Below are 23,883 nucleotides of genomic sequence, written 5' to 3'. Positions count from 1 at the left end.
TATGTTATTCTTCTAATCTAATATCCAATCCTAAACCTTTTAGTTCGTGCATTAACACGTTAAAAGATTCTGGTAATCCGGGTTCTGGCATAGGCTCCCCTTTTACGATTGCCTCGTAAGTTTTAGCTCTTCCTATAACGTCATCAGATTTCACGGTCAATATTTCACGTAGTGTTGCAGAAGCTCCATACGCTTCTAATGCCCAAACTTCCATCTCACCAAATCTTTGTCCACCAAATTGCGCTTTACCACCTAATGGTTGTTGCGTAATTAATGAGTATGGTCCTATAGAACGTGCGTGCATTTTATCATCAATCATATGTCCTAATTTCAACATATAAATGATTCCTACGGTTGCAGGTTGATCAAATCTATCTCCTGTTCCACCATCATATAAGTAGGTATGACCAAATCTTGGTACACCAGCTTCATCTGTTAGTTCGTTGATCTGATCTAATGTAGCTCCATCAAAAATTGGAGTAGCATATTTTCTACCTAATTTTTGTCCTGCCCATCCTAACACAGTCTCATAAATCTGACCAATGTTCATACGAGAAGGTACACCAAGTGGGTTTAATACGATATCTACCGGAGTTCCATCTTCTAAGAAAGGCATATCTTCCTGACGAACGATACGAGCAACAATACCTTTGTTACCGTGACGACCCGCCATTTTATCACCTACTTTTAGTTTTCTCTTCTTAGCTACATATATTTTCGCTAATTTGATAATACCTGCAGGTAACTCATCTCCAACAGAGATAGTGAATTTTTCCCTTCTCAAGTTACCTTGAAGATCGTTTTCCTTAATCTTGTAATTATGGATAAGATCTGCAACCAACTTATTTAAATTATCATCTGTAGTCCATGTACCTTGTGTAAGGTGCGTATAATCATCTACAGAATTTAACATCTTAAGAGTGTATTTTTTACCTTTTGGTAAAACTTCTTCTCCAAGATCGTTCATTACTCCTTGAGCAGTTTTTCCTCCAACAATAGCAAATAATTTATCTACTAAGTTAGATTTAAGCAATGAGAATTTAGCATCATACTTCTTCTCAAGAGCAGAAACATCTTCTTTATCCTGAACACGTTTACGCTTATCTTTAACCGCACGAGCAAAAAGTTTCTTATTAATAACAACACCTCTTAAAGATGGGTGTGCTTTTAATGAAGCATCTTTTACATCACCAGCTTTATCTCCAAAGATCGCTCTAAGTAATTTTTCTTCTGGAGTAGGATCGCTTTCTCCTTTTGGAGTGATCTTACCAATAAGAATATCACCAGGCTTCACTTCAGCACCAATTCTAATCATACCGTTTTCATCAAGATCTTTTGTAGCCTCTTCAGAAACGTTTGGAATATCATTAGTTAATTCTTCGTTACCTAACTTGGTATCTCTAACTTCTAATGAATATTCATCTATATGTATAGATGTAAATACATCTTCTCTTACAACTCTTTCAGAAATTACGATTGCATCCTCAAAGTTATATCCTTTCCAAGGCATGAAGGCAACTTTCATGTTACGTCCTAGAGCAAGTTCTCCTGCTTCTGTTGCGTAACCCTGACAAAGTACCTGACCTTTTGCAACTCTATCGCCAACACTTACGATTGGTCTTAAGTTAATAGAGGTTCCTTGGTTAGTTTTTCTAAATTTGATAAGATTGTAAGTCTTAGAATCGCTTTCAAAACTTACCATTCTCTCATCTTCAGTACGATCGTACTTAATGGTGATCTTTTGAGCATCTACGTACTCAACTTCACCATCTCCTTCAGCATTTATTAATACACGAGAATCCGTTGCTACCTGTCTTTCAAGACCAGTTCCAACAATTGGAGATTCTGCTCTTAATAAAGGTACAGCCTGACGCATCATGTTAGATCCCATCAATGCACGGTTGGCATCATCATGCTCCAAGAAAGGAATTAAAGATGCAGAGATAGAAGAGATTTGGTTTGGTGCAACATCTATATAGTGAATCTCTTGTGGATCTACTACCGGGAAGTCACCTTCCATACGTGCAATTACCTTATCTGTATCTATAGTACCATCATCTTTTAAAGGAATGTTAGCTTGCGCTATCATTTTATCCTCTTCCTCTTCAGCACTTAAATATATTGGTTGTTCTGAAAAATCTATTTTTGCATTATTTACCTTACGGTAAGGAGTTTCAATGAATCCCATTCCGTTCACCTTAGCAAATACTGAAAGTGAAGAAATAAGCCCAATGTTCGGTCCTTCCGGAGTTTCAATAGGACAAAGTCTTCCGTAGTGCGTATAGTGAACATCACGTACTTCAAACCCTGCTCTTTCTCTTGAAAGTCCACCTGGCCCTAATGCAGATAATCTACGTTTGTGGGTTATCTCTGCAAGTGGATTTGTTTGATCCATGAACTGAGATAACTGGTTGGTACCAAAGAAAGAGTTGATAACAGAAGACAAGGTCTTCGCATTAATCAAATCTATCGGGGTAAATACCTCGTTGTCACGCACATTCATTCTTTCACGAATGGTACGAGCCATACGAGCTAAACCAACACCAAACTGCTGAGATAATTGTTCTCCTACTGTTCTAACACGACGGTTAGATAAGTGATCGATATCATCAATCTCTGCCTTTGAGTTAATTAACTCTATTAAGTATTTAACAATGGTAATGATATCTTCTTTGGTAAGCACTTGCTTATCCATAGCTACATCAAGACCAAGTTTTTTGTTCATTCTGTAACGACCTACTTCCCCAAGGCTGTAACGTTGATCAGAAAAGAACAATTTATCTATAATTCCACGTGCAGTTTCTTCATCTGGCGGTTCTGCATTACGCAGCTGACGATAGATGTGTTCTACAGCCTCTTTCTCAGAGTTAGTTGGATCTTTTTGCAATGTATTGTGAATAATTGCATAATCTCCAGTAGAATTATCTTCTTTATGTAAAAGAATTGTTTTAGAACCGGTTTCTAGAATTTCTTCTATGTGATCCTTATCCAATTCTGTATCACGATCAAGAACAATTTCGTTACGTTCTATTGAAACTACCTCACCGGTATCTTCATCTACGAAATCTTCATACCAAGTATTTAATACTCTTGCGGCAAGTCTTCTTCCTAATACTTTTTTAAGTCCTGTTTTAGAAACTTTTACTTCTTCTGCCAGGTCAAAGATCTCAAGGATATCCTTATCTCTTTCAAAACCGATAGCACGGAAAAGTGTAGTAACAGGTAATTTTTTCTTTCTATCGATATACGCGTACATCACGTTATTGATATCGGTAGCGAATTCTATCCAAGAACCTTTGAAAGGTATAATTCTGGCAGAATATAATTTTGTTCCATTGGCATGGAAAGATTGTCCAAAGAAAACACCAGGTGAACGGTGTAACTGAGAAACCACTACTCTCTCGGCACCATTGATACAAAAAGTCCCACTTGGTGTCATATAAGGAATAGTCCCTAAATATACGTCCTGTACGATAGTTTCAAAATCTTCATGCTCAGGATCGGTACAATAAAGTTTTAAGCGGGCTTTAAGCGGTACGCTATAAGTTAAACCCCTCTCAATACATTCTTGAATAGAATATCTTGGTGGGTCCACGAAGTAATCTAAAAATTCTAAAACGAATTGATTACGAGTGTCTGTAATGGGAAAGTTTTCCATGAAGGTATTATAGAGACCCTCATCTCCCCTTTCTTCTGATTTTGTTTCTAGTTGAAAGAAATCCTGGAAAGACTTAATTTGGACATCCAAAAAGTCTGGATAATCAGGCTTATTCTTTACAGAAGAGAAATTCAATCTTTCAGTTTGCGTTGCTAACATCAATGGACGGAATTATAATTTATATATAAAAGTGGGTGCGTTATAGAACTTTAAGCTTTATATACGCAAAAGGGTTTAGACCTTTAGGAGATACTCCCAAGGTCTAAACCTAAATAATATTGCTTGTTAAGCTTATTTAAGCTCAACCTCAGCTCCTGCTTCTTCTAATTGTGCTTTTAATGCTTCAGCTTCGTCTTTAGCAACTCCTTCTTTAACTGCTTTAGGAGCACCATCTACTAATTCTTTAGCATCTTTAAGACCAAGACCAGTAAGTTCTTTTACCATTTTCACTACAGCTAATTTAGAGCTACCTGCAGCTTTAAGGATTACGTCAAACTCTGATTGCTCTTCAGCAGCATCTTCACCACCACCAGCTGGACCAGCCATAGCTACAGCAGCAGCTGCAGGTTCGATACCATATTCTTCTTTTAAAATAGTAGCTAATTCATTAACTTCTTTTACTGTTAAGTTAACTAATTGCTCTGCGAAATCTTTTAAATCTGCCATTTTCTATCGTTTTAAAATGTTCTTTAATATATAATTGTTAAAAAGTGCGTACGTGCTTATCCTTCTTTTTCAGAAAGAGTTTTAAGAATTCCAGCTAATTTACCACCACTTGATTTAAGCGCTGAAACAACGTTCTTAGCAGGTGATTGTAACAATCCGATGATATCCCCAATAACTTCTTCTTTAGACTTGATGTTAACCAATGTCTCAAGATAATCGTCACCTACATAAATCGCTTCTTCAATAAAAGCTCCTTTAAGTAATGGTTTATCAGATTTTTTTCTGAATTCTTTGATCACTTTAGCTGGAGCATTTCCAGTATCAGAGATCATTATAGATGTATTGCCTTTTAAAACTGAAGGAAGTTCTCCGAATTCCTTATCGGAAGCTTCCATAGCTTTTGCAAGCAACGTATTTTTAACTACTGCTAGTTTTACGTTAGCTTTAAAACAAGCTCTACGTAAGTTTGAAGTACCTAAGGCGTTTAAACCTGAGATATCTGCAAGGTAAATAATAGAATTATTTGATAACTGCGCAGTTAGATCTTCAATTACTAATGATTTTTCTTCTCTTGTCATAATCTTAAATATTATTGCTCAGTAAACCTTTTAGTATCTATTTCAACACTTGGGCCCATTGTAGAAGAAATGTATATACTCTTAATATAAACACCCTTAGAAGCCACTGGTTTCAATTTAACCAAAGTAGTTAATAATTCTCTTGCGTTTCCTGCAATTTTCTCTGCATCAAAAGATGCTTTTCCAATCCCGGCATGAACAATACCAGTCTTATCAACTTTAAAGTCGATCTTACCAGCTTTCACATCAGATACAGCTTTAGCTACATCCATAGTAACAGTTCCTGTCTTTGGGTTAGGCATCAATCCTCTTGGTCCTAATACTCTACCTAAAGGTCCTAATTTACCCATAACACTAGGCATGGTGATAATTACATCAACATCCGTCCAACCAGACTTAATCTTATCTAGATATTCATCTAAACCAACGTAATCTGCACCTGCTTCTTTAGCTTCAGCTTCCTTATCTGGAGTTACTAAGGCTAAAACTTTCACGTCTTTACCAGTACCGTGTGGTAAGGTTACAACACCTCTAACCATTTGGTTGGCTTTACGTGGATCTACGTTCAAACGAACTGCAAGATCTACAGAAGGATCAAAATTTTCGTTGGAAATTTCTTTTACTAAAGCAGAAGCTTCACTAACTGAATACAATTTTCCGCTTTCAATTTTAGACTGAGCTTCTTTTTGCTTTTTAGTTATTTTTGCCATTTTTAATTTCTATTTTGGATTAAAACGGCGCTTGCCCTTTAATAGTTACACCCATGGAGCGAGCTGTTCCCGCTACCATTTTCATTGCTGATTCTACAGTAAATGCATTTAAATCTTGCATTTTATCTTCAGCAATAGCTCTAACCTGATCCCAAGAAACGCTGGCAATCTTTTTACGATTAGGCTCACCAGAACCTTTTTTAGATTTTGCTGCTTCTAATATTTGAACTGCGGCTGGTGGAGTTTTAATTACAAAATCAAAAGATTTATCTTTATAAACTGTAATTTGTACTGGTAAAACTTTACCAGCTTTATCCTGGGTTCTAGCATTAAACTGCTTACAGAACTCCATTATATTTACTCCGGCAGCACCTAAAGCAGGTCCAACTGGTGGTGATGGGTTAGCAGCACCTCCACGAACTTGTAGTTTAACAACTTTACTTACTTCTTTTGCCATTTTTATAATTTTTAAGTGATAGTTTTAAGAGTGGAAGCAATTAAAAACTATCAAAAATATATGTAACAGTATTACTATTATACTTTTTCAACTTGCATATAACTAAGCTCTAACGGTGTCTTTCTTCCAAAGATCTTAACCATTACTTCTAGTTTACGCTTTTCTTCATTAATCTTTTCAACAGTTCCATTAAATCCGTTAAAAGGTCCATCAATAACTTTAATGGTTTCTCCTAAAGTAAAAGGTATAGCAACATTGTCTGCTTTAACTGAAAGCTCATCAACTTTACCTAACATTCTATTTACTTCTGATCTTCTTAACGGAACAGGATCTCCTCCTTTAGTTTCACCTAAAAACCCGATAACACCATTAATAGTCTTAATGATGTGTGGAATTTCACCTCCAAGATTTGCTAAAACCATAACATAACCAGGAAAGTATACTCTTTCTTTAGAAATCTTCTTACCATTTCTAATCTGAATAACTTTCTCTGTAGGCACAAGAACTTCACCCACGAAATCTTCCATTCCTTGGTGTGAAATCTCACGTTCAATATATTCTTTTACCTTATTTTCCTGACCACTCACGGCACGAACCACATACCATTTCTTATCCTTTACTTCTGCCATAGTCTAAATTTAAGATTTAATCCATTCAAAATATTTTTCTATTGCAGAACTAAAAACGGTGTCCACACCCCAAATAGCTAAAGAAAAAATAATTGAAAAAAGAGCTACAACTACTGTTAACCTTTGAGCCTCCGCCATAGTTGGCCAAGTTACGTGATTCTTTAACTCGTTATAAGACTCTGAAATATAATTGACGATTCCTGCCATTGTTTTCTTATTTGCACGGGTTGAGAGACTCGAACTCCCGACACCTGGTTTTGGAGACCAGTGCTCTACCAACTGAGCTAAACCCGTAGATAAGATAAGGTACTCAACAAATGCAGAGTACCTTATTCTTATTTATAATTCTTAGTCTAGGATCTCAGTTACTTGACCTGCTCCTACTGTTCTACCACCTTCACGGATAGCAAAACGAAGACCAACATTCATTGCAATTGTTTGCAATAACTCAACGTGGATAGTTAAGTTATCCCCTGGCATTACCATCTCTACACCTTCTGGTAAAGTAATAGTTCCAGTTACATCAGTTGTACGTACGTAGAACTGAGGACGGTAGTTATTATGGAATGGAGTGTGACGTCCACCTTCTTCTTTTTTCAATACGTAAACCTCAGCTTTAAACTTTTTGTGAGGAGTTACAGATCCTGGCTTAACGATTACCATACCTCTAGAGATCATTGACTTCTCAATACCTCTTAAAAGAATACCAACGTTATCTCCAGCTTCACCTCTATCTAAGATCTTACGGAACATTTCAACTCCAGTAATAGTAGAAGTTAATTTCTCAGCTCCCATACCAATGATCTCAACAGGATCTCCAGTATTTGCTACACCAGTTTCAATACGACCTGTTGCAACAGTACCACGACCAGTAATAGAGAATACATCTTCGATAGGCATTAAGAAAGGCTTTTCAACGTCACGAACTGGAAGTTCGATCCATGAATCTACAGCTTCCATTAATTCTAAAACTGTATTCACCCATTTTTCCTCACCGTTTAAAGCTCCTAAAGCAGAACCTTGAACAACAGGACCATTATCACCATCATATTCATAGAAAGATAAAAGATCTCTGATCTCCATCTCAACTAATTCTAATAATTCCTCATCATCAACCATATCCACTTTATTCATGAATACAACGATTCTTGGAATACCAACCTGACGACCTAATAAGATGTGCTCACGAGTTTGTGGCATAGGACCATCAGTTGAAGCAACAACCAAGATAGCACCATCCATTTGAGCAGCACCAGTAACCATGTTCTTTACATAATCCGCGTGACCAGGACAATCTACGTGTGCATAGTGACGCTCTTTAGTAGAGTACTCTACGTGTGAAGAGTTAATAGTAATACCTCTTTCTTTTTCTTCTGGAGCATTGTCAATCTGATCAAAAGACATAGCTGCTGAAAATCCAGCGTCAGCCATTACTTTAGTAATCGCTGCAGTTAAGGTAGTTTTTCCGTGATCTACGTGTCCTATCGTACCTATGTTTAAGTGCGGTTTGGAACGATCAAAAGTTTCCTTTGCCATAATTAATGATTTTATTCTTAGTTATATATTAGTGTTCAATTTTATACAAAATTAAGAGCCAACGACGAGAATTGAACTCGTGACCTCTTCCTTACCAAGGAAACGCTCTACCCCTGAGCTACGTCGGCCAAAAAGGTTATCCCCATCAGGATTACACCTTATGGAGATTAAAACGAACCTCGACACAACGCCGCTGTTCCCCTTAGAGCGAAAGACCGGGTTCGAACCGGCGACATTCAGCTTGGAAGGCTGACGCTCTACCAACTGAGCTACTTTCGCAAATTTGAAACATCTATTCAATGTTTCTGGTTGGATCTATCACTTTAAGTGATTAGTGGGGAGAGCAGGATTCGAACCTGCGAAGACGTAGTCAGCAGATTTACAGTCTGCCCTCGTTGGCCGCTTGAGTATCTCCCCAATGTTACCTTTTCAGAATTTTACAGAACCATTAAACCTAACGGCTTGCTTTTTTGAAGGTGCAAATTTAATAAAATTAAAACCTTAAAACAAAACTTTTAGAGATAAAATCTTAAATAAAATAAAGCTTGCACTCTATTGATCTAAGAACAAAATAATTAGCTCTAAAAATAAAACCTCACCATCAAACAAGATTTAATTGTTAACTGTAATTCCAAAATTTCAAAGAGCCGATGGAGGGACTCGAACCCACGACCTGCTGATTACAAATCAGCTGCTCTAGCCAGCTGAGCTACATCGGCATTCCTACACTTATTCAGCATAAAAAAGTCCGCTATTTCTAACGGACTGCAAAGATATACATCTTTATCTATTTCACAAATTTATTTTGAAAAAAAATTCATTAAACATGTGCATTCATTTTTTCTTTCTTTCTTACAATTTGCCGCTGTAATGTGCTAATACACTCATCTACACATTCTTCAAACTTCCTGCACGTCTTTTTAACCATTAAATCTCCCCCGGGAATGCTTAGTAAAATTTCTGTGATTTTATTTTCCTTCTCACTCGTATTTTGAACTTTTAAAAATACATCTGCGTAGATTATCTTGTCATAATAGTTTTCAAGCTTATCTAACTTCACTTGAATAAAATCTAACAACTTTTGATCTACGTTGAAATTAACTGATTGAACATTTACTTTCATCTCCTAAACATTTAAATTAAACATTACATTTTAGTCACTTCTTATTTTGGCGAGGATGCGCATTTTTATACACTTTAGTTAATTCAGAAATATTATTGTGTGTATAAACCTGCGTAGACGCTAAGCTAGAATGTCCTAATAACTCTTTTACAGCATTTAAATTAGCTCCATTATTTAAAAGATGAGTTGCAAAAGAATGCCGTAAAATATGTGGACTCTTCTTCACCTTGTTCGAAGCCTTACTAAAGTAATTATTTATAATCCTATACACAAGAGTTTCATACAATTTAATTCCCTTAGAAGTTACGAATAAAAATGCCATGTCTAGACTGGCAACCTCCGCTCTATAACCAAGATAATTATTCAATAAAAGAGCAATTTCTGGGATCAATGGTATAATACGCTCCTTTCTTCTTTTTCCTAAGACCTTAAGTCTATTATTGCGCAGATCTAGATCTCCTAATTGAATTCCAATTAACTCTGCCCTCCTTATACCTGTAGAATAAAAAAGTGAAATTATACATAGATCTCTTGAAGCTTCAAAACTATTAGGCTCTATAGCCGCTAGAACATTCTCTACTTCTACTTCCGAGAAAGGCACCTGTAAACTCTTAGAGGTCTTAAGAGCTTTATGAGCTGCTAAAGGATTTAGCACTATCTGATCTGTTCTTAGAAGAAACTTATAATAAGCCTTTAGCGATGCTATCTTCCTGTTGATACTCCTATTGCTAATACCAGTATCTACTAGCACAATTATCCAGTTCCTAATTTGATGATAAGAGATCTCATCTATATTTTGATCTTCAAATTCGTTCAGAATATATTCTTGGAATCTTAGCAGATCTGCCTTATAAGCTTTTACTGTATGTTCCGAGTATTTCTTTTCATAAAATAAATAATCTAAAAATTGATTAAAAGGCATAGTTGTTCAGTTAACAATAAAATTATTAATCTCTAAGTTATATAAAGTTTACAGAAATTAATTAGATACTATAATTTTAACTCAGGAAGTAATAAACAAAAAAAACTGCTAAAAATAAAAGTCTAAACTTTTACCATTAGCAGTTAGTATTATAAGGCTCCTCTTAATGAGGAACTATTCTGAAGTTATAGACTTTGAAAAAATCTATTATTCGACAGGTTCAAAATCATTATCTCAATTCACAAAGGCTTTAAGCCTTAATTATTGAAGATCTAGATTTCTTCTTTATCTCTTAATCCTTGGATATATTGAGCTTTTTGAAGCTGGGCTCTGTTCACAACAGAAGGCTTAGAAAACGCCTGTCTGCTTCTTAGCTGACGCATGGTCCCTGTTCTGTCAAATTTTCTTTTAAAACGCTTTAGCGCTCTATCGATATTCTCTCCGTCTTTAACTGGTATAATTAACATAGTATCACCTCCTTTCGTTAGAAATTTTAAAGTGCAAATATAGATTAAATCATCTATCCCACAACCCTAAATTATATTTAATATTATTATTATTTCAATTCAGCATTTAACCTACTTAAAACGAATGCTTTAGCATTAAAAAGCTTCAACATTTTCGCAAAAAAGCAATTAACTTTAATTCGCCGCTGGTTTGTATTCTTTCTTATCGATTACCATTTTTGCATAAAAATGAAAACATTTTCGCAAAAAAGCCAATCAACTTTAATTCGCCGCTGGTTTGTATTCTTTCTTATCGATTACCATTTTTGCATAAAAATGAAAACATTTTCGCAAAAAAGCCAATCAACTTTAATTCGCCGCTGGTTTGTATTCTTTCTTATCGATTACCATTTTTGCGATAATCTCTCTTAAGATTTCAGAAGTTCCGCCACCTATAGGGCCTAATCTACTATCTCTTAACATGCGCGCTAATGGGTAATCTTCTATATAACCATATCCTCCTAAAAGCTGAAGACAGTTATATATAACTTCATCTGCAATCTTAGTAGAAAGAAGTTTAGACATACTTGCCTCCTTTACTACATAAACACCACCAATCATTCTTTTAACGATAGAATAATTAAACTCTTTACACATCTCAACTTCACTAGCCATTTGGGCTACAGAGTGTCTTAATGCTTGAAACTTATCTATAGTTTTTCCAAACGCAGAACGCTCAGACATATAATTAATAGCATAATCTAAAGCAAATTCTGCACGAGCATGAGCATTCACACCCATTATCAATCGTTCTAAAGCAAAGTGTTGCATTATATAAGAAAATCCTAGATTCTCTTCACCCATTAAATTCCCTTCTGGAATTTCAACATTATCAAATGCGATCTCTGCTGTATCTGAAGCTCTCCAACCTAACTTGTCTAACTTAGTAGCAGAAATTCCTGGAGTATCTCTATCCACAACAAAAATGCTCATTCCCTTACCACCTTTTTCAGGATCTGTTTTAGCAGCTACTACAAGGTAATCTGAATAGACACCGTTGGTAATAAATGTTTTAGATCCATTCAAGATGTATTTATCTCCTTTTTTAACTGCTGTACTTTTCATACCTGCAACATCAGACCCACCAAATGGCTCTGTAATACAAAGACAACCAATCATCTTACCTTCAATACTAGGCTCTAAATATTTCTTCTTCACCTCTTCGCTACCTTCAGCTAATAAATGCGTCATAGCTAAGTAAGAATGTGCCCACATTGCAGCGGCAAATCCTCCGGAATTTACTTTTTGTAATTCCTCCAAAAATATAACCGTGTAGAAAAGATCTAAATTTAATCCTCCATATTGCTCCGGGTAGGTTAATCCGAAATAACCCATCTCACCAAATTTTTCCCAAATAAAGCGATCTATGGTTCCAGATTTTTCCCATTTGTCGATATGAGGCACCACTTCTTTTTTCAAAAATTCTTGAAAACTTTTCCTAAAAAGCTCGTGTTCCTCTGTAAAATACATACTATCCATATATAACAATTCTTTTATATTAAAATGAGATCAAATCAGCTAAACAAGAGTTAGATAACTCCAGCTTTTAAGTTCGAAATTAAAAGAACAACCGATTTAATAAAATAAACTAATTTATCAAGTATTCCGATATTTTAATCTACGCTCAAATATAACGCAATTCTGTCTATCTTTTCGGAAGGAAAGCCCTTTATTTTTGCTAATTCTTCAAAATTATGAATTGTTTCATGTAGCAATTTATAATTAACTATTTCCCTAGCAAGTTCATAATCTATATATGGAAGCTCACTTAATTGTATTACGGAAGCTTCATTAATATTGAGTATTTTGAAATCTGGTAAGGTTTGTACTGTATAATATTGAAGAAGTTCTTTTCTGCTTTCTGCAGATAAGCCATAAATATCTTTGAGCTGAATATCGCCAACAAAACCGCCCAACTTCGTCCTATACTTAACTATTCTTTCCGATAACACCTCTCCTATACCTTTAACTTTCTGCAATTCTTCTGCACTTACTGTATTAAGATCTCGTTTGGGAACATTAGTTTTTAATAAGGGCTGCGTATTCGTTTTGTATGTAGTATTATTTTTTTTTGCCCAGTCAGGAAATTTGAAAAATGGAGTTATTTTATGCAATAAGGAATCTGAAACTTGTGTAATTGACTGGAATTCTTCCGATGTATTAATCCACCTGTTAGTTTTTCTATATGCCAAGAGCCGATCAATCTCTGCAGTAGACATTCCAAGCATATATCCTTTATAATCGGTTAAATAATTTGGATTGAAAGGGTAAATCTTTGGACTGTTTCTTTTTAGAGCTTCTACTTTTAAAGAATCTATAGAATTTTGAGCAGCAATAAGTTGTTGTGAATTCGCTTCAACGGCAACTTTAGAATCACCAAAATCTACCAAGTAGTAGACTGTTTGAAGAATAACTATAATTACTACCAATAAAAAAATCCCATTTTGTTGACTTCTATTGAAAACAAAATGGGATCTAAAATTTTTCATTTTAATTATATCATTAGCTAACCGGTTCTTTTCTTAATAACTCCCCAGTTTTTAGTTTTTTCATATACTCTCTAAGATCTTTTCTAACTTCACCAGACATAATATAAAGTCCGATAATGTTAGGGAAAGACATAGACAAGATCATCATGTCTGAGAAGTCTAATACTGCTCCTAAACTTACAGAAGCTCCTACCACAACAAATACTAAAAATAACATTTTATAGATAATCTCACTTTTCTTACTCTTTCCAAATAAATAGGTCCAGGCTCTCATCCCGTAATAAGACCAAGAGATCATTGTAGAGAATGCGAACAAGAAAACGGCTGCAGCCAATACATATGGGAACCATGATACTACACTTCTAAATGCTCTTGAAGTAAGTTCTGCTCCGGCTACACCAGAAACTTCATGCATTCCTGTAAATATAAGAACCAAAGAAGTAAGCGTACAAACAACAACAGTATCTATAAAAGGCTCTAATAAAGATACAAATCCTTCTGATGGCGGGTGATTAGTCTTCGCAGCACTGTGAGCAATAGCAGCAGAACCTACACCAGCTTCATTAGAGAATGCAGCTCTCTGGAAACCAACTATCAGAACACCTATAACACCACCTTTAAGCGCGCTAGGACTAAATGCTCCATCCCAAATTGCTTGAAATGCAAGTCCGATGTTTTCTATATTATATCCAATAACAACTAAAGCTCCCAATATATAGACTCCAGCCATAATTGGCACTACTTTCTCTGTAACCTTAGCAATACTATTAATACCTCCAATAATAACCACACCAACAAGCACCGCTACTATAAGTCCGAACCAGAAACCATTTCCAACCAACATTGGAAACTCTCCAGCTAGTGTAACAAAAGATTGGTTTGCCTGGAACATGTTTCCACCTCCAAAAGAAGCTCCAACTGCAAGAATGGCGAAGAAACCTGCTAATAACTTACCTAATCCTTTTTTATTTCTTTTTTCAAGTCCGTATCTTAAGTAATGCATTGGTCCACCAAATACACGACCATCTGCTGTGATTTGTCTATATTTTACACCTAGAGTACATTCTACGAATTTTGAAGACATCCCCAAAAGTCCAGCAACGATCATCCACAGCGTAGCTCCAGCTCCTCCTAAAGAAACAGCAACCGCTACTCCAGCAATATTTCCTAAACCAACTGTTCCAGAAACGGCAGTTGCTAAAGCTTGGAAGTGAGTAACCTGTCCCGGTGCATTTGGATCATCATACTTACCACTAGCAAGTTGAAATGCATGTTTAAATCCTCTGATGTTTATGAAACCTAATCTTATTGTAAAAAATGCCGCTCCTAACAATAACCAAACTACAATGAATGGAATATTCTTTTCTTGAGCATCTCCGTTAGGATGCGTTAAAGGTGTAGGCTCATCATATCTTATAGAAGCTAAATATTGTGCTCCCTGCTCAATTACGTGCTCCTTATTTTCAGAATTATAGATAACTCCTCCTTCTTGAACAAGGTATTTTAAAGTACCGTTTGCATTAGCATATGCATTAACATCTTCTCCGTCTCTTGATACTGTAGCAATAAGATCTCCTTTTTTCACCTTAGCTCCTTCCGGTAATGCCCAGCTTTTAAGAATGAATTTTGCTTCTAAAGATGGTGTCCATCCAGGAGCAGCAACTCTCTTGGCATCTGCATAAACTACAGGATCATAAACTCCTATTGCAGAAAAAGGATCCCAAAATAAGATAGATCCCATTTTCTCCACGATTGGAGCAAATGAGCTATTAAAAATTTCTGTAATGGCTTCAGCCTTTACTTTGTAGGTACGGGTAGTAGTATTTCCGGCATCATCTGTAATAATTACAGAGTACGGTATCCCTTCAATTAATCCACTAGCTCTTGGAGATGTTAGAGGTGTAGATTGATTATCCCATTTGTAGGTGTAAGGAGGTGTTCCTCCTGTTACTTCAAGATCGATAAAACCATCGTTAATAACATTAGATGGATTTCCAATATCGGCTTTTACTTCTAAGTCTTGAGCAAATAATGAAATTAATGAAAATGAAAAGAACAATGAAAGTAAGTACTTTCTCATAAGCTAATATAAAAATTAATTAAGATTATTTTTCAGCGAAGCAAGATGCTAAAAAATTAGGCCTTTTCAAATTTTTACTAGTTAAAATGTAAATGATTTGTTAAATTAAAATTAGACTCCAATATTCCAACTATCATTCCGTACGAAATACTTGACTGCCTTCTTAATTTAATAACAATATTAAAACACTAAGCTTCAGAAGACTAAGATTTAAAGATCGAAAACCGAAGTTCTCTTAGAATACACTAGATCTTTGATCTTTAACCAAAAAGCAAGTGTAAGATAAAGTGCGAAACCTAATCCTAAAGTGGCAAAAGACAGATATATAAAGAATAATCTAATAATTTTAGCACGCATCCCAATCTTGTCTGCCAATCTTGAAGAGACATAAAAGCCGTTGCGCTCAAAAAAATGCCGTATGGAGTATATAAATGTTAACACTTAACAAAGATACTATTTATTGAATAATGCCACTTAAAATTTTATTTCCTAATCTACATTGAAGACATTCATTTTTATCACAATATTCTTGCTTTAGATGAAGCATCGCTTGTGAATGTAACGCATTTGTAATGGTACTGGATTTGAGATTATTAAAACCCAAACTTATTTTATTTTTCTCTGATTTAATTTGATGTATTAAATCCAGCAACTCTTCAATATCTGATATTCCTCTTGCCTTATTATAGCAAAACTTCAATGGAATAATAGTATTAATTATTAATAAATCTATAAAGTCATGCGTGAGGAATTTAGGTTTAGCTGAATGCTCTTTTTCAAAAGAATAATGACTTTGCCAATACGCGGAAGGTTGAACTGAAAAAATCTGATAAACATCCTGTAATCCTTTAACTTCCATTAGTTCAGAAAACAAATGAGCTTTTTTATTATAAAGCGAAGCTAATTGAGAGAGACGGATGTTTGGAAAATTATCTGGACGCAATCTAAAATATTTAGCACGTTCCACGTAGCTGTTTTCTAAGTGATGTTTCAACCTAGCAAATGCATATTCTTTGTCTAGACTCACAAAAAAATCATTATCTATCTTTTTATCCAGTAAACCTGATTGACCAAAAAATACTGCCTCCAATCTTTGTTGAGAAGATCTTAATTTCTGAACTGTTTGAAAGCTAATACTGCTTGCCATACTCAGAAAGGCACTACCATTTATATTCAATCCAAAATTTTTAGCAAGCAATTTAAACAGAACGGCTTCCCAATTATTTTCAGAATTACGAAGCAATTCTAAGATCAGATGAGATTTGTTATTTAATCTTTCAAGATAAAGGGAATACTGATAATTCTTTATATCAAATTCATCAAACTTATTAAAATCTGTTGCACAGTTAATCCATTTGTTATTTGGAGCTATTAATAATTCTCTATAACTTGATAGGGTAGTTTCCAAAATTAAGCCTTTTAATTGCAAAGTAGAAATTATGGAATTATCCTTCCTATAGATGGCGACATCATCCTCCCAAACTACATGCAGAATTACATTGTCATAATTAGGATCAATTTCATGTTTGTGTAAATACCAATCTGAAGATTTCAAATGGATCTCTACATTCCCTGCCCATATCTGATCTTCAATTTTAATCTTAGCATTAAAAAAGTCCGGTCCAGAATTATAATTATGAACGCCTACATCTAAAATTTGTAATGGAGAATTATGTACGGTCCTGGCTTTACCAAAATCGAATTTTCTAAATTTCCAGATATAATGAAGAAAATGCTCCTGCATTATATAAATATATAAATTTACATAACACCTTAGATACAAGTATATTAAAAATTATTCTGCAGATTTCATTAATGTATTGTAGATTTCATTAAAGAAATAATCTACCCACAAACGATACATTTTTCCACTAGGATGCAAACCGTCATTTGCAACCAATGAAAGATCGTCCCTAGCCTCCTTCGAGATTGGAGTAATGTTATAAAAAGGAACATCAAAATCCTCAGAAACTCGTTTAAGAACGCTGTTGAATCTAGCTATATCCTTACCAATATTCTCTGAATTAGAAGCTCCAAATGGTGTAGCACCATAATCTGGAATACTCAATACAAATACACCTTCTTTTCCGTTAACAGATCTATTTATAGCCTTAGAGAAGATAACCTTCAGGTCTTCTTCATACTCATTTATAGATCTTCTTTGATATTGATTGTTAACTCCTATAGAAATAGATACAAGATCATACTGGTTAGTTGTTAACTCCACGTTCATTGCCGATAAAAGATTCTTTGTTGTCCACCCGGTTTTAGCGATTATTTTAGGATCATTAAAATCAAGACCGCTTTCCTCTAATTTTTTCACCAATTGCTCTGGCCATCTTTGAGATCTATCTACACCTTCTCCAATGGTATACGAATCGCCGAGAGCTAGATATGTATGATACTGTGAATTAGAATCTTCATCAACATCATTAGTACTATCTGTACTACATGATAACATTATAAATGCAGAAAACAAGATTAGCACTATTTGAAATAACGATTTTTTCATCCCCAACTAAATTGATCTATTTAAATTTTAATGCCTGAAAAACAAATATCTAATATAAAAAAACTCTTCCGGTTGGAAGAGTTTTTTCTTTAAATAGACAAACTTTAATCAGAGGTTTTCTCATATTTAGGATTTATATAGAGTTCTCCATTTTTCAGTTTTTTCAGATATATTTTCATGTCTTTTCGTACTTCCGAAGACATGATATAGAGACCGATAATATTAGGGAATGACATCGCTAAGATCATCATATCAGAAAAACTTAATACAGCACCTAAACTTGCAGATGCACCTAATACTACAAATACTAAGAATAGCACTTTATAAATAACTTCAGATCTTTTACTTTGACCAAAAAGATACGTCCATGATCTCATCCCATAATAAGACCAAGAGACCATCGTAGAAAATGCGAAAAGAAAAACTGCAACCGCAAGAACAGATGGAAACCATGAAATAACACTTCCAAATGCATCAGAGGTTAGCTCTACCCCTTTCATACCACCACCAACTTCATGCATACCTGTAAAAATAAGCACCAGGGCTGTCATGGTACATACTACCATAGTATCTATAAAAGGTTCAACTAGAGAAGTAAAGCCATCTGCAATAGGATTATTGGTTTTGGTAGCACTATGCGCTATGGCTGCAGAACCTACCCCAGCCTCACTAGAAAAAGCTGCTCTTTGTAAACCTATTATTAACACTCCTATAAAACCACCCTTTAAGGCGCTTGCGGAAAATGCTCCGTTATATATTGCAGAAAAGGCCGCACCAATATTTTCTATGTTGGTTCCTATAACTACCGCACATCCAAGAATATAAATAATTGCCATTACAGGAACCACTTTTCCTGTTACACGAGCTATACTATTAATACCTCCTAAGATTACGGCACCTACCAATACAGCAAAACCAACCCCAAATAAGAATCCATATCCTTCAAGAAATGGTAACTGCTCAGAAACTATTTTATAAGCCTGATTAGATTGTATCATATTTCCTCCTCCAAAAGAGGCTCCTACTCCCAGCACAGCAAATAGTACGGCAAGAAATTTCCCAAGCGCTTTCATATTGCGTTTCTCTAGTCCGTCACGCAAATAATTCATAGGCCCACCAAAGATTCTTCCATCTTCATGGATGTCTCTATATTTTACTCCTAGCGTACATTCTGTAAATTTTAAGGACATTGCAAAGAATCCAGCACAGAACATCCAAAAGGTAGCTCCAGCACCACCCAATGAAATTGCAACTGCAACACCTGCAATATTTCCTAATCCAACAGTGGCAGAAACCGCCGTTGCCATTGCTTGAAAATGAGTAATTCTTCCTGGCGCATCCGGATCATCAAATTTTCCTCGAGCTAATTGTATAGAGTGTCTAAAACCAGTTAAATTAACAAATCCCAGCCTGAATGTAAAAAAGATGCTACCAAGAATTAACCAGATAACAATAAAAGGTATGGAATTAGTTCTTAGATCACCATTTGGATGATGAAGAGGTTGAGGATCTTTAAAAGTGATCTTTGCAAGCATATGTGCATTTTGCTCGATCACGTCGACCTTATCATTAGGATCAAATATCTCTGCGCCTTCTTTAGCAAGAAAATTAATAGTTCCGGTAACATCAGAGAAGACATCTATCTCCTCTCCAGAATCGCCATTTACAATCGCTATCTTATCTCCTTCACTTACCTTTGCTCCTTCTTCTACAAGCCAGCTTTTTAAAACATATGTAGTATTTGTAGTAGCATTCCAACCCGGAACAGGAATTTCTTTTTCATTAGTATAAACTACAGGATCATAAATGCCTGTTGCCGCGAAAGGATCCCAGAAAAGTATACCACCAAGGAAATCTACAGCAGGTTGAACTTTACTGTTTACAATTTCTGTTATTGCCTCTGCAGGTATTTTAAAATCTTTTGCTAGTGTTCTCCCTTTTGAATCTGTTACTTTCACAGAATGGGTAAGGCCTTCTGTTAATCCTTTAGACTCATAAGAATCTAAAGCTGAGCTTTGTTTACTCCACTTATACTTATAGGGAGCTGCTCCTCCTTTAACATCTATTCTGGCAACACCATCATTAATCTCCTTAGAGGGATTGATTAATTCTAAAGAAACCTCAAGATCTGAGCTTTCATTTACATTACTTTGTGCACTTGTAATGAGCGTTATAATTAAGAATAAACTGGTTAACAACCACGAATTCTTCATCATATTGTATTTGTTTTTTAATTATTAATATACTCTATATAAAAATCTTATTCAAGATAACCCATTTTTTTCATCCAATCATCATTGTACATTTTTCCAACATACCTACTCCCGTGGTCATGAAATAAAACCACCACTACATCGTCCTTCTTAAAATGGTCTTTAAGTTGAAGTAAGCCTTTTACAGCTGCTCCTGCACTATTCCCCAAGAACATCCCTTCTTCTTTTGCCAATCTTCGGGTATATACTGCAGCATCTTTATCTGTAACCTTAGTAAACCCATCAATGATTTTAAAATCTACGTTCTCCGGAAGTATATCTTCGCCTATTCCTTCTGTAACATAAGGATATATTTCTTTTTCATCAAACACTCCGGTTTCATGGTATTTCTTAAAGACAGAACCATAAGTATCTATTCCCCATATTTTTATATTTGGGTTTTTCTCCTTTAAATACTTCCCCACTCCAGATATGGTTCCTCCGGTACCCACACCTACCACAAAGTGTGTAACCTTACCATCTGTTTGTTCCCAAATCTCGGGACCTGTGCTTTCATAATGAGCCTGAGCATTTGCAGGGTTATCATATTGATTTACATACCAGGAATTAGGTGTTTCTTCTGCCAATCGCTTAGAAGTAGAGTAGTAAGATCTTGGATCTTCTGGTTCCACGTCTGTAGGGCAAACTACTACTTCACTACCTACAGCTCTAAGGATATCCATTTTCTCTTTACTTTGCTTATCACTAAGCACGCAGATCATTTTATAACCTTTTATAATAGCTACTAGTGCTAATCCCATCCCGGTATTCCCTGAAGTTCCTTCTATAATGGTTCCTCCTGGCTTTAATCTTCCGTCTGCTTCTGCAGCTTCAATCATCTTAACGGCCATTCTATCTTTTACAGAATTTCCAGGATTAAAGGTTTCATATTTAGCAAGAACCAAAGCATCTATATCTTTAGTAAGCCTATTCATCTTAACCATAGGAGTGTTTCCTATAGTGCCTAATATATTTTCAGCGTAATTCATAATTTTATTTTGAAGGGGCAAAGGTACTTTTATCTTAAATCGATTCCAAAAATTTGGGTTCTTAGTATCTTTACTTAAACATTATTCAAACTTCATAGCTTTTACCGGCGATATTTTCGATATAATGACAGAGGGGATCAAAAGCATAAGTACACAAAGAATAAGGGTTCCTAAATTTACTCCTACTATATACTGCCAGCCTATATACACCGGAACTTCGGTAACATAATACGTTTCAGGATTTAAAGGGAATATCTTAAAATATTTCTGAATAAATAAAAGTCCAAGACCAATAAGATTTCCCCAGAATAATCCAAGAATAATTAGATAGGAAGCGTTATAAAGAAAAATTTTTCTAACACTCCAATTACTTCCTCCTAATGCTTTTAAGATACCAATCATCTGAGTTCTTTCTAGAATGAGAACTAAAAGAGCGGTGATCATATTAATTCCCGCAACTATGATCATGATAACAATAATTAGCGCAATATTAAAGTCGAACAGGGATAGCCACTCAAAAATGGAGTAATATTTTTGTTTGATGGTTTGAACATCTAAGAAAGAATTTGTGTTATCATAAACCTCCCCGCCCTTTTGGTCCAATTCATCAAAATTTTCAATGAACACCTCAAAGCCACCAACTTCTGTTTTAGACCAATCATTTAAACGCTGAATATGTCTTATATCTGCCAAAATATACAACTCATCAAATTCCTGAAAGCCGGAGTTATAAATACCTTTTATCTTGAAAACTCTTAGTAGCGGACTTTTATCAAAACCTTCCCGAGGAAAGTAGGTTATAACTTTATCTCCTAGCGCAAAACCTAATCGGCTTGCTAAATAACTAGAGATTAAAAGCTCATCATTTAAATTATTCGAAAAATTAGGCAGCTCTCCTTCAACTAAAAAATCATTAAAATTATTCGAATTAAAATCTGCACCAACTCCTTTAACAATAATCCCTTCAAAATCTGTTTCAGTTCTTATAATTCCGGCTTTTGTAGCCACTGCCTGTACATGAGAAATTCCAGCAACATTCTTAAATTCTGGATAGAATTCCTGGTCTAATGAAACCGGTTTTAAAGAAACCTGAGAACTATTATTATCGTAACTTTCTATAAAGATATGACCGTTGAACGCTGCTATTTTTTCCCTGATCTTTTTTTGAAGACCTATTCCCGTAGCAAAAGAAACCAACATCATTATTACCCCAATAGCTATAGCTGCAATGGCTATTTTTATTATTGGTGCCGAAATACTACTTTTATACTTTTTAGTACTTATAAGCCTTTTGGCGATAAAAAATTCGAAATTCAAGACGTCTGTTATGGTTAAAATATTATTCAAAAATACATTTTTATTCGTTCTTATAGCCTTAGTTTCCTGCGGAAGAAGTTCAGGTCAGAATATAGAGGATACCAAAGCAGTTAAATCTGAAAGTGCCACCGTGATAGTTGGAGCCAATAGAATTTCAGAATATCTACCTCTATTAAAGAATAAGCGAGTTGGAATTGTAGGAAATCAAAGTTCTGTAATTTTTAAAGCTGAGACTAAAGACCCCAATAAAATAAGCTATACGCACTTAGTAGATTCTTTGGTAGCTCTTAAAGTGAACATCAAAAAGGTTTTTGCTCCAGAACATGGATTTAGAGGAAATGCAGATGCAGGAGAACACGTAAAAGACGGAAAAGATCCAAAAACCGGTTTAAATGTTATTTCTCTTTACGGAGATAATAAAAAGCCAAAACCAGAACAAATAAAAGATCTGGATATTATCATTTTTGATATTCAGGATGTGGGAGCTAGGTTTTATACCTATATTTCTTCTTTACATTACGTTATGGAAGCTTGTGCAGAAAACAACATTAAGCTTATAGTATTAGATCGGCCAAACCCTAACGGACATTATGTAGACGGACCAATTTTAGATCCTGAATTTCAAAGTTTTGTAGGCATGCATCCGGTACCTGTGGTTCACGGACTTACTATGGGTGAGTATGCTAAAATGATAAATGGCGAGAACTGGCTTAAGAATGCAGTACAATGTGATCTTAGCGTAATAGCTGTAGAAAATTACACACATCAAACCGAATATAGCCTGCCTATTAAACCTTCCCCTAACTTACCAAATGATAGAGCCATTAATCTTTATCCAAGTATATGCTTTTTTGAAGGTACCAATGTTAATGCCGGAAGAGGTACAGATCACCAATTTCAAGTGTTTGGATCTCCTACCTTAAATAAGGCCTATTTTGATTATTCGTATATACCAGAATCTAAAGAAGGAGCAAAAAGTCCAAAACATCTAGGCGAAAAATGTTACGGAAGAGACCTAACCAATACTAAAAGGTTGAACCATATAAACCTAGAATGGCTTATTGAAGCCTATAATAACACCAACAGTAAATCTGGTTTCTTTAATAATTTCTTCGCAAAATTAGCAGGTGGAAATGAGCTTCAAAATCAAATAGAAAGCGGACTTTCCGAAAAAGAAATCAGAGAAACATGGGCATTAGGATTAGAGAAATTCAATAAGATTAGAGAAAATTATATACTTTATAAATAACAATTTAATCTAAAAACTGCTTAGACTTTTTAAGATACGCTCCAGAATTATCTACACTTACAAGTTGTTTTTTCCATTTATCTATTGCGGTTGTGTCCTGATTTTTAAGTGATACACAATAGTTTAATTATGTGTACATCAACTTATTATCTTTAGATAAGCTAGTGATCTCAAGATCTTTAAGAAGCTTTTTTTCTACACTACCAGTAT

General features: G+C 35.1%; 21 protein-coding genes and 5 tRNA genes. 1 reads left to right on the top strand and 25 read right to left on the bottom strand.

The genetic code is table 11. The annotated features are described in order from the left end of the window. Positions 1 to 4: 4 nt before the first annotated feature. The 25 genes from rpoB to BLT84_RS09120 all read right to left on the bottom strand — a co-directional run bounded on the left by rpoB (position 5) and on the right by BLT84_RS09120 (position 22,424). On the bottom strand, positions 5 to 3,817 hold the full coding sequence (rpoB, locus tag BLT84_RS09240; protein ID WP_091264833.1) for a DNA-directed RNA polymerase subunit beta: 3,813 nt from the start codon (positions 3,815 to 3,817) through the stop codon (positions 5 to 7). Positions 3,818 to 3,949: 132 nt separating this feature from the next. Then, positions 3,950 to 4,324 carry a 50S ribosomal protein L7/L12 gene (gene rplL / locus BLT84_RS09235; RefSeq protein WP_034890723.1) on the bottom strand — a complete coding sequence of 125 codons (375 nt, stop codon included), beginning with the start codon at positions 4,322 to 4,324 and terminating at the stop codon, positions 3,950 to 3,952. A 56-nt stretch (positions 4,325 to 4,380) separates the two neighbouring features. Beyond that, entirely contained in the window at positions 4,381 to 4,902 is a 522-nt protein-coding gene (gene rplJ, locus BLT84_RS09230; RefSeq protein WP_034890720.1) for a 50S ribosomal protein L10, read from the bottom strand. A gap of 11 nt (positions 4,903 to 4,913) precedes the next feature. Next, on the bottom strand, positions 4,914 to 5,612 hold the full coding sequence (rplA, locus tag BLT84_RS09225) for a 50S ribosomal protein L1 (protein ID WP_034890717.1): 699 nt from the start codon (positions 5,610 to 5,612) through the stop codon (positions 4,914 to 4,916). A 19-nt stretch (positions 5,613 to 5,631) separates the two neighbouring features. Further along, a complete protein-coding gene (gene rplK / locus BLT84_RS09220) occupies positions 5,632 to 6,069 on the bottom strand; it encodes a 50S ribosomal protein L11 (RefSeq protein WP_034890714.1) in 438 nt (145 codons plus the stop codon). A 77-nt stretch (positions 6,070 to 6,146) separates the two neighbouring features. Continuing rightward, the gene (gene nusG / locus BLT84_RS09215) at positions 6,147 to 6,698 is read right to left on the bottom strand and encodes a transcription termination/antitermination protein NusG (protein ID WP_034890711.1); all 552 of its coding nucleotides are present in this window, start codon (positions 6,696 to 6,698) and stop codon (positions 6,147 to 6,149) included. 9 nt (positions 6,699 to 6,707) lie between these two features. Further along, positions 6,708 to 6,905 (bottom strand): preprotein translocase subunit SecE, encoded by a 198-nt coding sequence (secE, locus tag BLT84_RS09210; protein WP_034894285.1) that lies wholly within the window; start codon positions 6,903 to 6,905, stop codon positions 6,708 to 6,710. A gap of 14 nt (positions 6,906 to 6,919) precedes the next feature. Further along, positions 6,920 to 6,992: transfer RNA gene (locus BLT84_RS09205), tRNA-Trp, on the bottom strand. A 54-nt stretch (positions 6,993 to 7,046) separates the two neighbouring features. Then, positions 7,047 to 8,234, bottom strand: coding sequence for an elongation factor Tu (gene tuf, locus BLT84_RS09200; protein WP_091264829.1), 1,188 nt, complete (start codon positions 8,232 to 8,234; stop codon positions 7,047 to 7,049). Positions 8,235 to 8,290: 56 nt separating this feature from the next. Next, positions 8,291 to 8,362: transfer RNA gene (locus tag BLT84_RS09195), tRNA-Thr, on the bottom strand. 78 nt (positions 8,363 to 8,440) lie between these two features. Further along, positions 8,441 to 8,513, bottom strand: a tRNA-Gly gene (locus tag BLT84_RS09190). Between the two features lie 56 nt (positions 8,514 to 8,569). After that, positions 8,570 to 8,651 (bottom strand) — tRNA-Tyr (locus BLT84_RS09185). Between the two features lie 228 nt (positions 8,652 to 8,879). Continuing rightward, a tRNA-Thr gene (locus BLT84_RS09180) sits at positions 8,880 to 8,953 on the bottom strand. Between the two features lie 101 nt (positions 8,954 to 9,054). Beyond that, positions 9,055 to 9,357 carry a ribosome hibernation-promoting factor, HPF/YfiA family gene (gene hpf / locus BLT84_RS09175; RefSeq protein ID WP_091264826.1) on the bottom strand — a complete coding sequence of 101 codons (303 nt, stop codon included), beginning with the start codon at positions 9,355 to 9,357 and terminating at the stop codon, positions 9,055 to 9,057. A 34-nt stretch (positions 9,358 to 9,391) separates the two neighbouring features. Then, positions 9,392 to 10,279 carry a tyrosine-type recombinase/integrase gene (locus tag BLT84_RS09170; RefSeq protein WP_091264822.1) on the bottom strand — a complete coding sequence of 296 codons (888 nt, stop codon included), beginning with the start codon at positions 10,277 to 10,279 and terminating at the stop codon, positions 9,392 to 9,394. Positions 10,280 to 10,551: 272 nt separating this feature from the next. Then, a complete protein-coding gene (gene rpsU, locus BLT84_RS09165; RefSeq protein ID WP_034890699.1) occupies positions 10,552 to 10,746 on the bottom strand; it encodes a 30S ribosomal protein S21 in 195 nt (64 codons plus the stop codon). Positions 10,747 to 11,094: 348 nt separating this feature from the next. After that, entirely contained in the window at positions 11,095 to 12,264 is a 1,170-nt protein-coding gene (locus BLT84_RS09160) for an acyl-CoA dehydrogenase family protein (protein WP_034890696.1), read from the bottom strand. 134 nt (positions 12,265 to 12,398) lie between these two features. Next, positions 12,399 to 13,274: a ComEA family DNA-binding protein gene (locus BLT84_RS09155; RefSeq protein ID WP_091264819.1), complete on the bottom strand. Its 876-nt coding sequence runs from the start codon at positions 13,272 to 13,274 to the stop codon at positions 12,399 to 12,401. A 13-nt stretch (positions 13,275 to 13,287) separates the two neighbouring features. After that, the gene (locus tag BLT84_RS09150; RefSeq protein WP_091264815.1) at positions 13,288 to 15,354 is read right to left on the bottom strand and encodes an amino acid carrier protein; all 2,067 of its coding nucleotides are present in this window, start codon (positions 15,352 to 15,354) and stop codon (positions 13,288 to 13,290) included. Between the two features lie 210 nt (positions 15,355 to 15,564). Next, positions 15,565 to 15,795, bottom strand: a complete 231-nt coding sequence (locus BLT84_RS09145) for a PspC family transcriptional regulator (protein ID WP_091264812.1) — start codon at positions 15,793 to 15,795, stop codon at positions 15,565 to 15,567. A 16-nt stretch (positions 15,796 to 15,811) separates the two neighbouring features. Beyond that, positions 15,812 to 17,098, bottom strand: a complete 1,287-nt coding sequence (locus tag BLT84_RS09140) for a DUF2851 family protein (protein WP_091264809.1) — start codon at positions 17,096 to 17,098, stop codon at positions 15,812 to 15,814. A 51-nt stretch (positions 17,099 to 17,149) separates the two neighbouring features. Next, complete coding sequence (locus BLT84_RS09135; protein WP_091264806.1) at positions 17,150 to 17,866, bottom strand: SGNH/GDSL hydrolase family protein; 717 nt, start codon at positions 17,864 to 17,866, stop codon at positions 17,150 to 17,152. Between the two features lie 104 nt (positions 17,867 to 17,970). Continuing rightward, complete coding sequence (locus BLT84_RS09130; protein ID WP_091264804.1) at positions 17,971 to 20,082, bottom strand: amino acid carrier protein; 2,112 nt, start codon at positions 20,080 to 20,082, stop codon at positions 17,971 to 17,973. A gap of 44 nt (positions 20,083 to 20,126) precedes the next feature. Beyond that, a complete protein-coding gene (locus BLT84_RS09125; protein WP_091264800.1) occupies positions 20,127 to 21,107 on the bottom strand; it encodes a PLP-dependent cysteine synthase family protein in 981 nt (326 codons plus the stop codon). Between the two features lie 81 nt (positions 21,108 to 21,188). Then, on the bottom strand, positions 21,189 to 22,424 hold the full coding sequence (locus BLT84_RS09120; protein WP_091264796.1) for an ABC transporter permease: 1,236 nt from the start codon (positions 22,422 to 22,424) through the stop codon (positions 21,189 to 21,191). Between the two features lie 10 nt (positions 22,425 to 22,434). Here BLT84_RS09120 and BLT84_RS09115 point away from each other — a divergent pair, with 10 nt between their 5' ends. Next, entirely contained in the window at positions 22,435 to 23,673 is a 1,239-nt protein-coding gene (locus BLT84_RS09115; protein ID WP_172822449.1) for an exo-beta-N-acetylmuramidase NamZ domain-containing protein, read from the top strand. Positions 23,674 to 23,883: the final 210 nt, after the last annotated feature.

It is taken from the genome of Gillisia sp. Hel1_33_143, assembly GCF_900104765.1.
Classification (GTDB): Bacteria; Bacteroidota; Bacteroidia; order Flavobacteriales; family Flavobacteriaceae; genus Gillisia.
Note: the sequence above shows the minus strand (reverse complement) of the source record. Positions and strands in the feature narration are given on the sequence as shown.

What these genes read in the sequence shown, in the direction of transcription:
- rpoB (WP_091264833.1), bottom strand. Translation starts at nt 3,817, where the DNA reads ATGTTAGCAACGCAAACTGAAAGATTGAATTTCTCTTCTGTAAAGAAT.
- rplL (WP_034890723.1), bottom strand. Translation starts at nt 4,324, where the DNA reads ATGGCAGATTTAAAAGATTTCGCAGAGCAATTAGTTAACTTAACAGTA.
- rplJ (WP_034890720.1), bottom strand. Translation starts at nt 4,902, where the DNA reads ATGACAAGAGAAGAAAAATCATTAGTAATTGAAGATCTAACTGCGCAG.
- rplA (WP_034890717.1), bottom strand. Translation starts at nt 5,612, where the DNA reads ATGGCAAAAATAACTAAAAAGCAAAAAGAAGCTCAGTCTAAAATTGAA.
- rplK (WP_034890714.1), bottom strand. Translation starts at nt 6,069, where the DNA reads ATGGCAAAAGAAGTAAGTAAAGTTGTTAAACTACAAGTTCGTGGAGGT.
- nusG (WP_034890711.1), bottom strand. Translation starts at nt 6,698, where the DNA reads ATGGCAGAAGTAAAGGATAAGAAATGGTATGTGGTTCGTGCCGTGAGT.
- secE (WP_034894285.1), bottom strand. Translation starts at nt 6,905, where the DNA reads ATGGCAGGAATCGTCAATTATATTTCAGAGTCTTATAACGAGTTAAAG.
- tuf (WP_091264829.1), bottom strand. Translation starts at nt 8,234, where the DNA reads ATGGCAAAGGAAACTTTTGATCGTTCCAAACCGCACTTAAACATAGGT.
- hpf (WP_091264826.1), bottom strand. Translation starts at nt 9,357, where the DNA reads ATGAAAGTAAATGTTCAATCAGTTAATTTCAACGTAGATCAAAAGTTG.
- BLT84_RS09170 (WP_091264822.1), bottom strand. Translation starts at nt 10,279, where the DNA reads ATGCCTTTTAATCAATTTTTAGATTATTTATTTTATGAAAAGAAATAC.
- rpsU (WP_034890699.1), bottom strand. Translation starts at nt 10,746, where the DNA reads ATGTTAATTATACCAGTTAAAGACGGAGAGAATATCGATAGAGCGCTA.
- BLT84_RS09160 (WP_034890696.1), bottom strand. Translation starts at nt 12,264, where the DNA reads ATGGATAGTATGTATTTTACAGAGGAACACGAGCTTTTTAGGAAAAGT.
- BLT84_RS09155 (WP_091264819.1), bottom strand. Translation starts at nt 13,274, where the DNA reads ATGAAAAATTTTAGATCCCATTTTGTTTTCAATAGAAGTCAACAAAAT.
- BLT84_RS09150 (WP_091264815.1), bottom strand. Translation starts at nt 15,354, where the DNA reads ATGAGAAAGTACTTACTTTCATTGTTCTTTTCATTTTCATTAATTTCA.
- BLT84_RS09140 (WP_091264809.1), bottom strand. Translation starts at nt 17,098, where the DNA reads ATGCAGGAGCATTTTCTTCATTATATCTGGAAATTTAGAAAATTCGAT.
- BLT84_RS09135 (WP_091264806.1), bottom strand. Translation starts at nt 17,866, where the DNA reads ATGAAAAAATCGTTATTTCAAATAGTGCTAATCTTGTTTTCTGCATTT.
- BLT84_RS09130 (WP_091264804.1), bottom strand. Translation starts at nt 20,082, where the DNA reads ATGATGAAGAATTCGTGGTTGTTAACCAGTTTATTCTTAATTATAACG.
- BLT84_RS09125 (WP_091264800.1), bottom strand. Translation starts at nt 21,107, where the DNA reads ATGAATTACGCTGAAAATATATTAGGCACTATAGGAAACACTCCTATG.
- BLT84_RS09115 (WP_172822449.1), top strand. Translation starts at nt 22,435, where the DNA reads ATGGTTAAAATATTATTCAAAAATACATTTTTATTCGTTCTTATAGCC.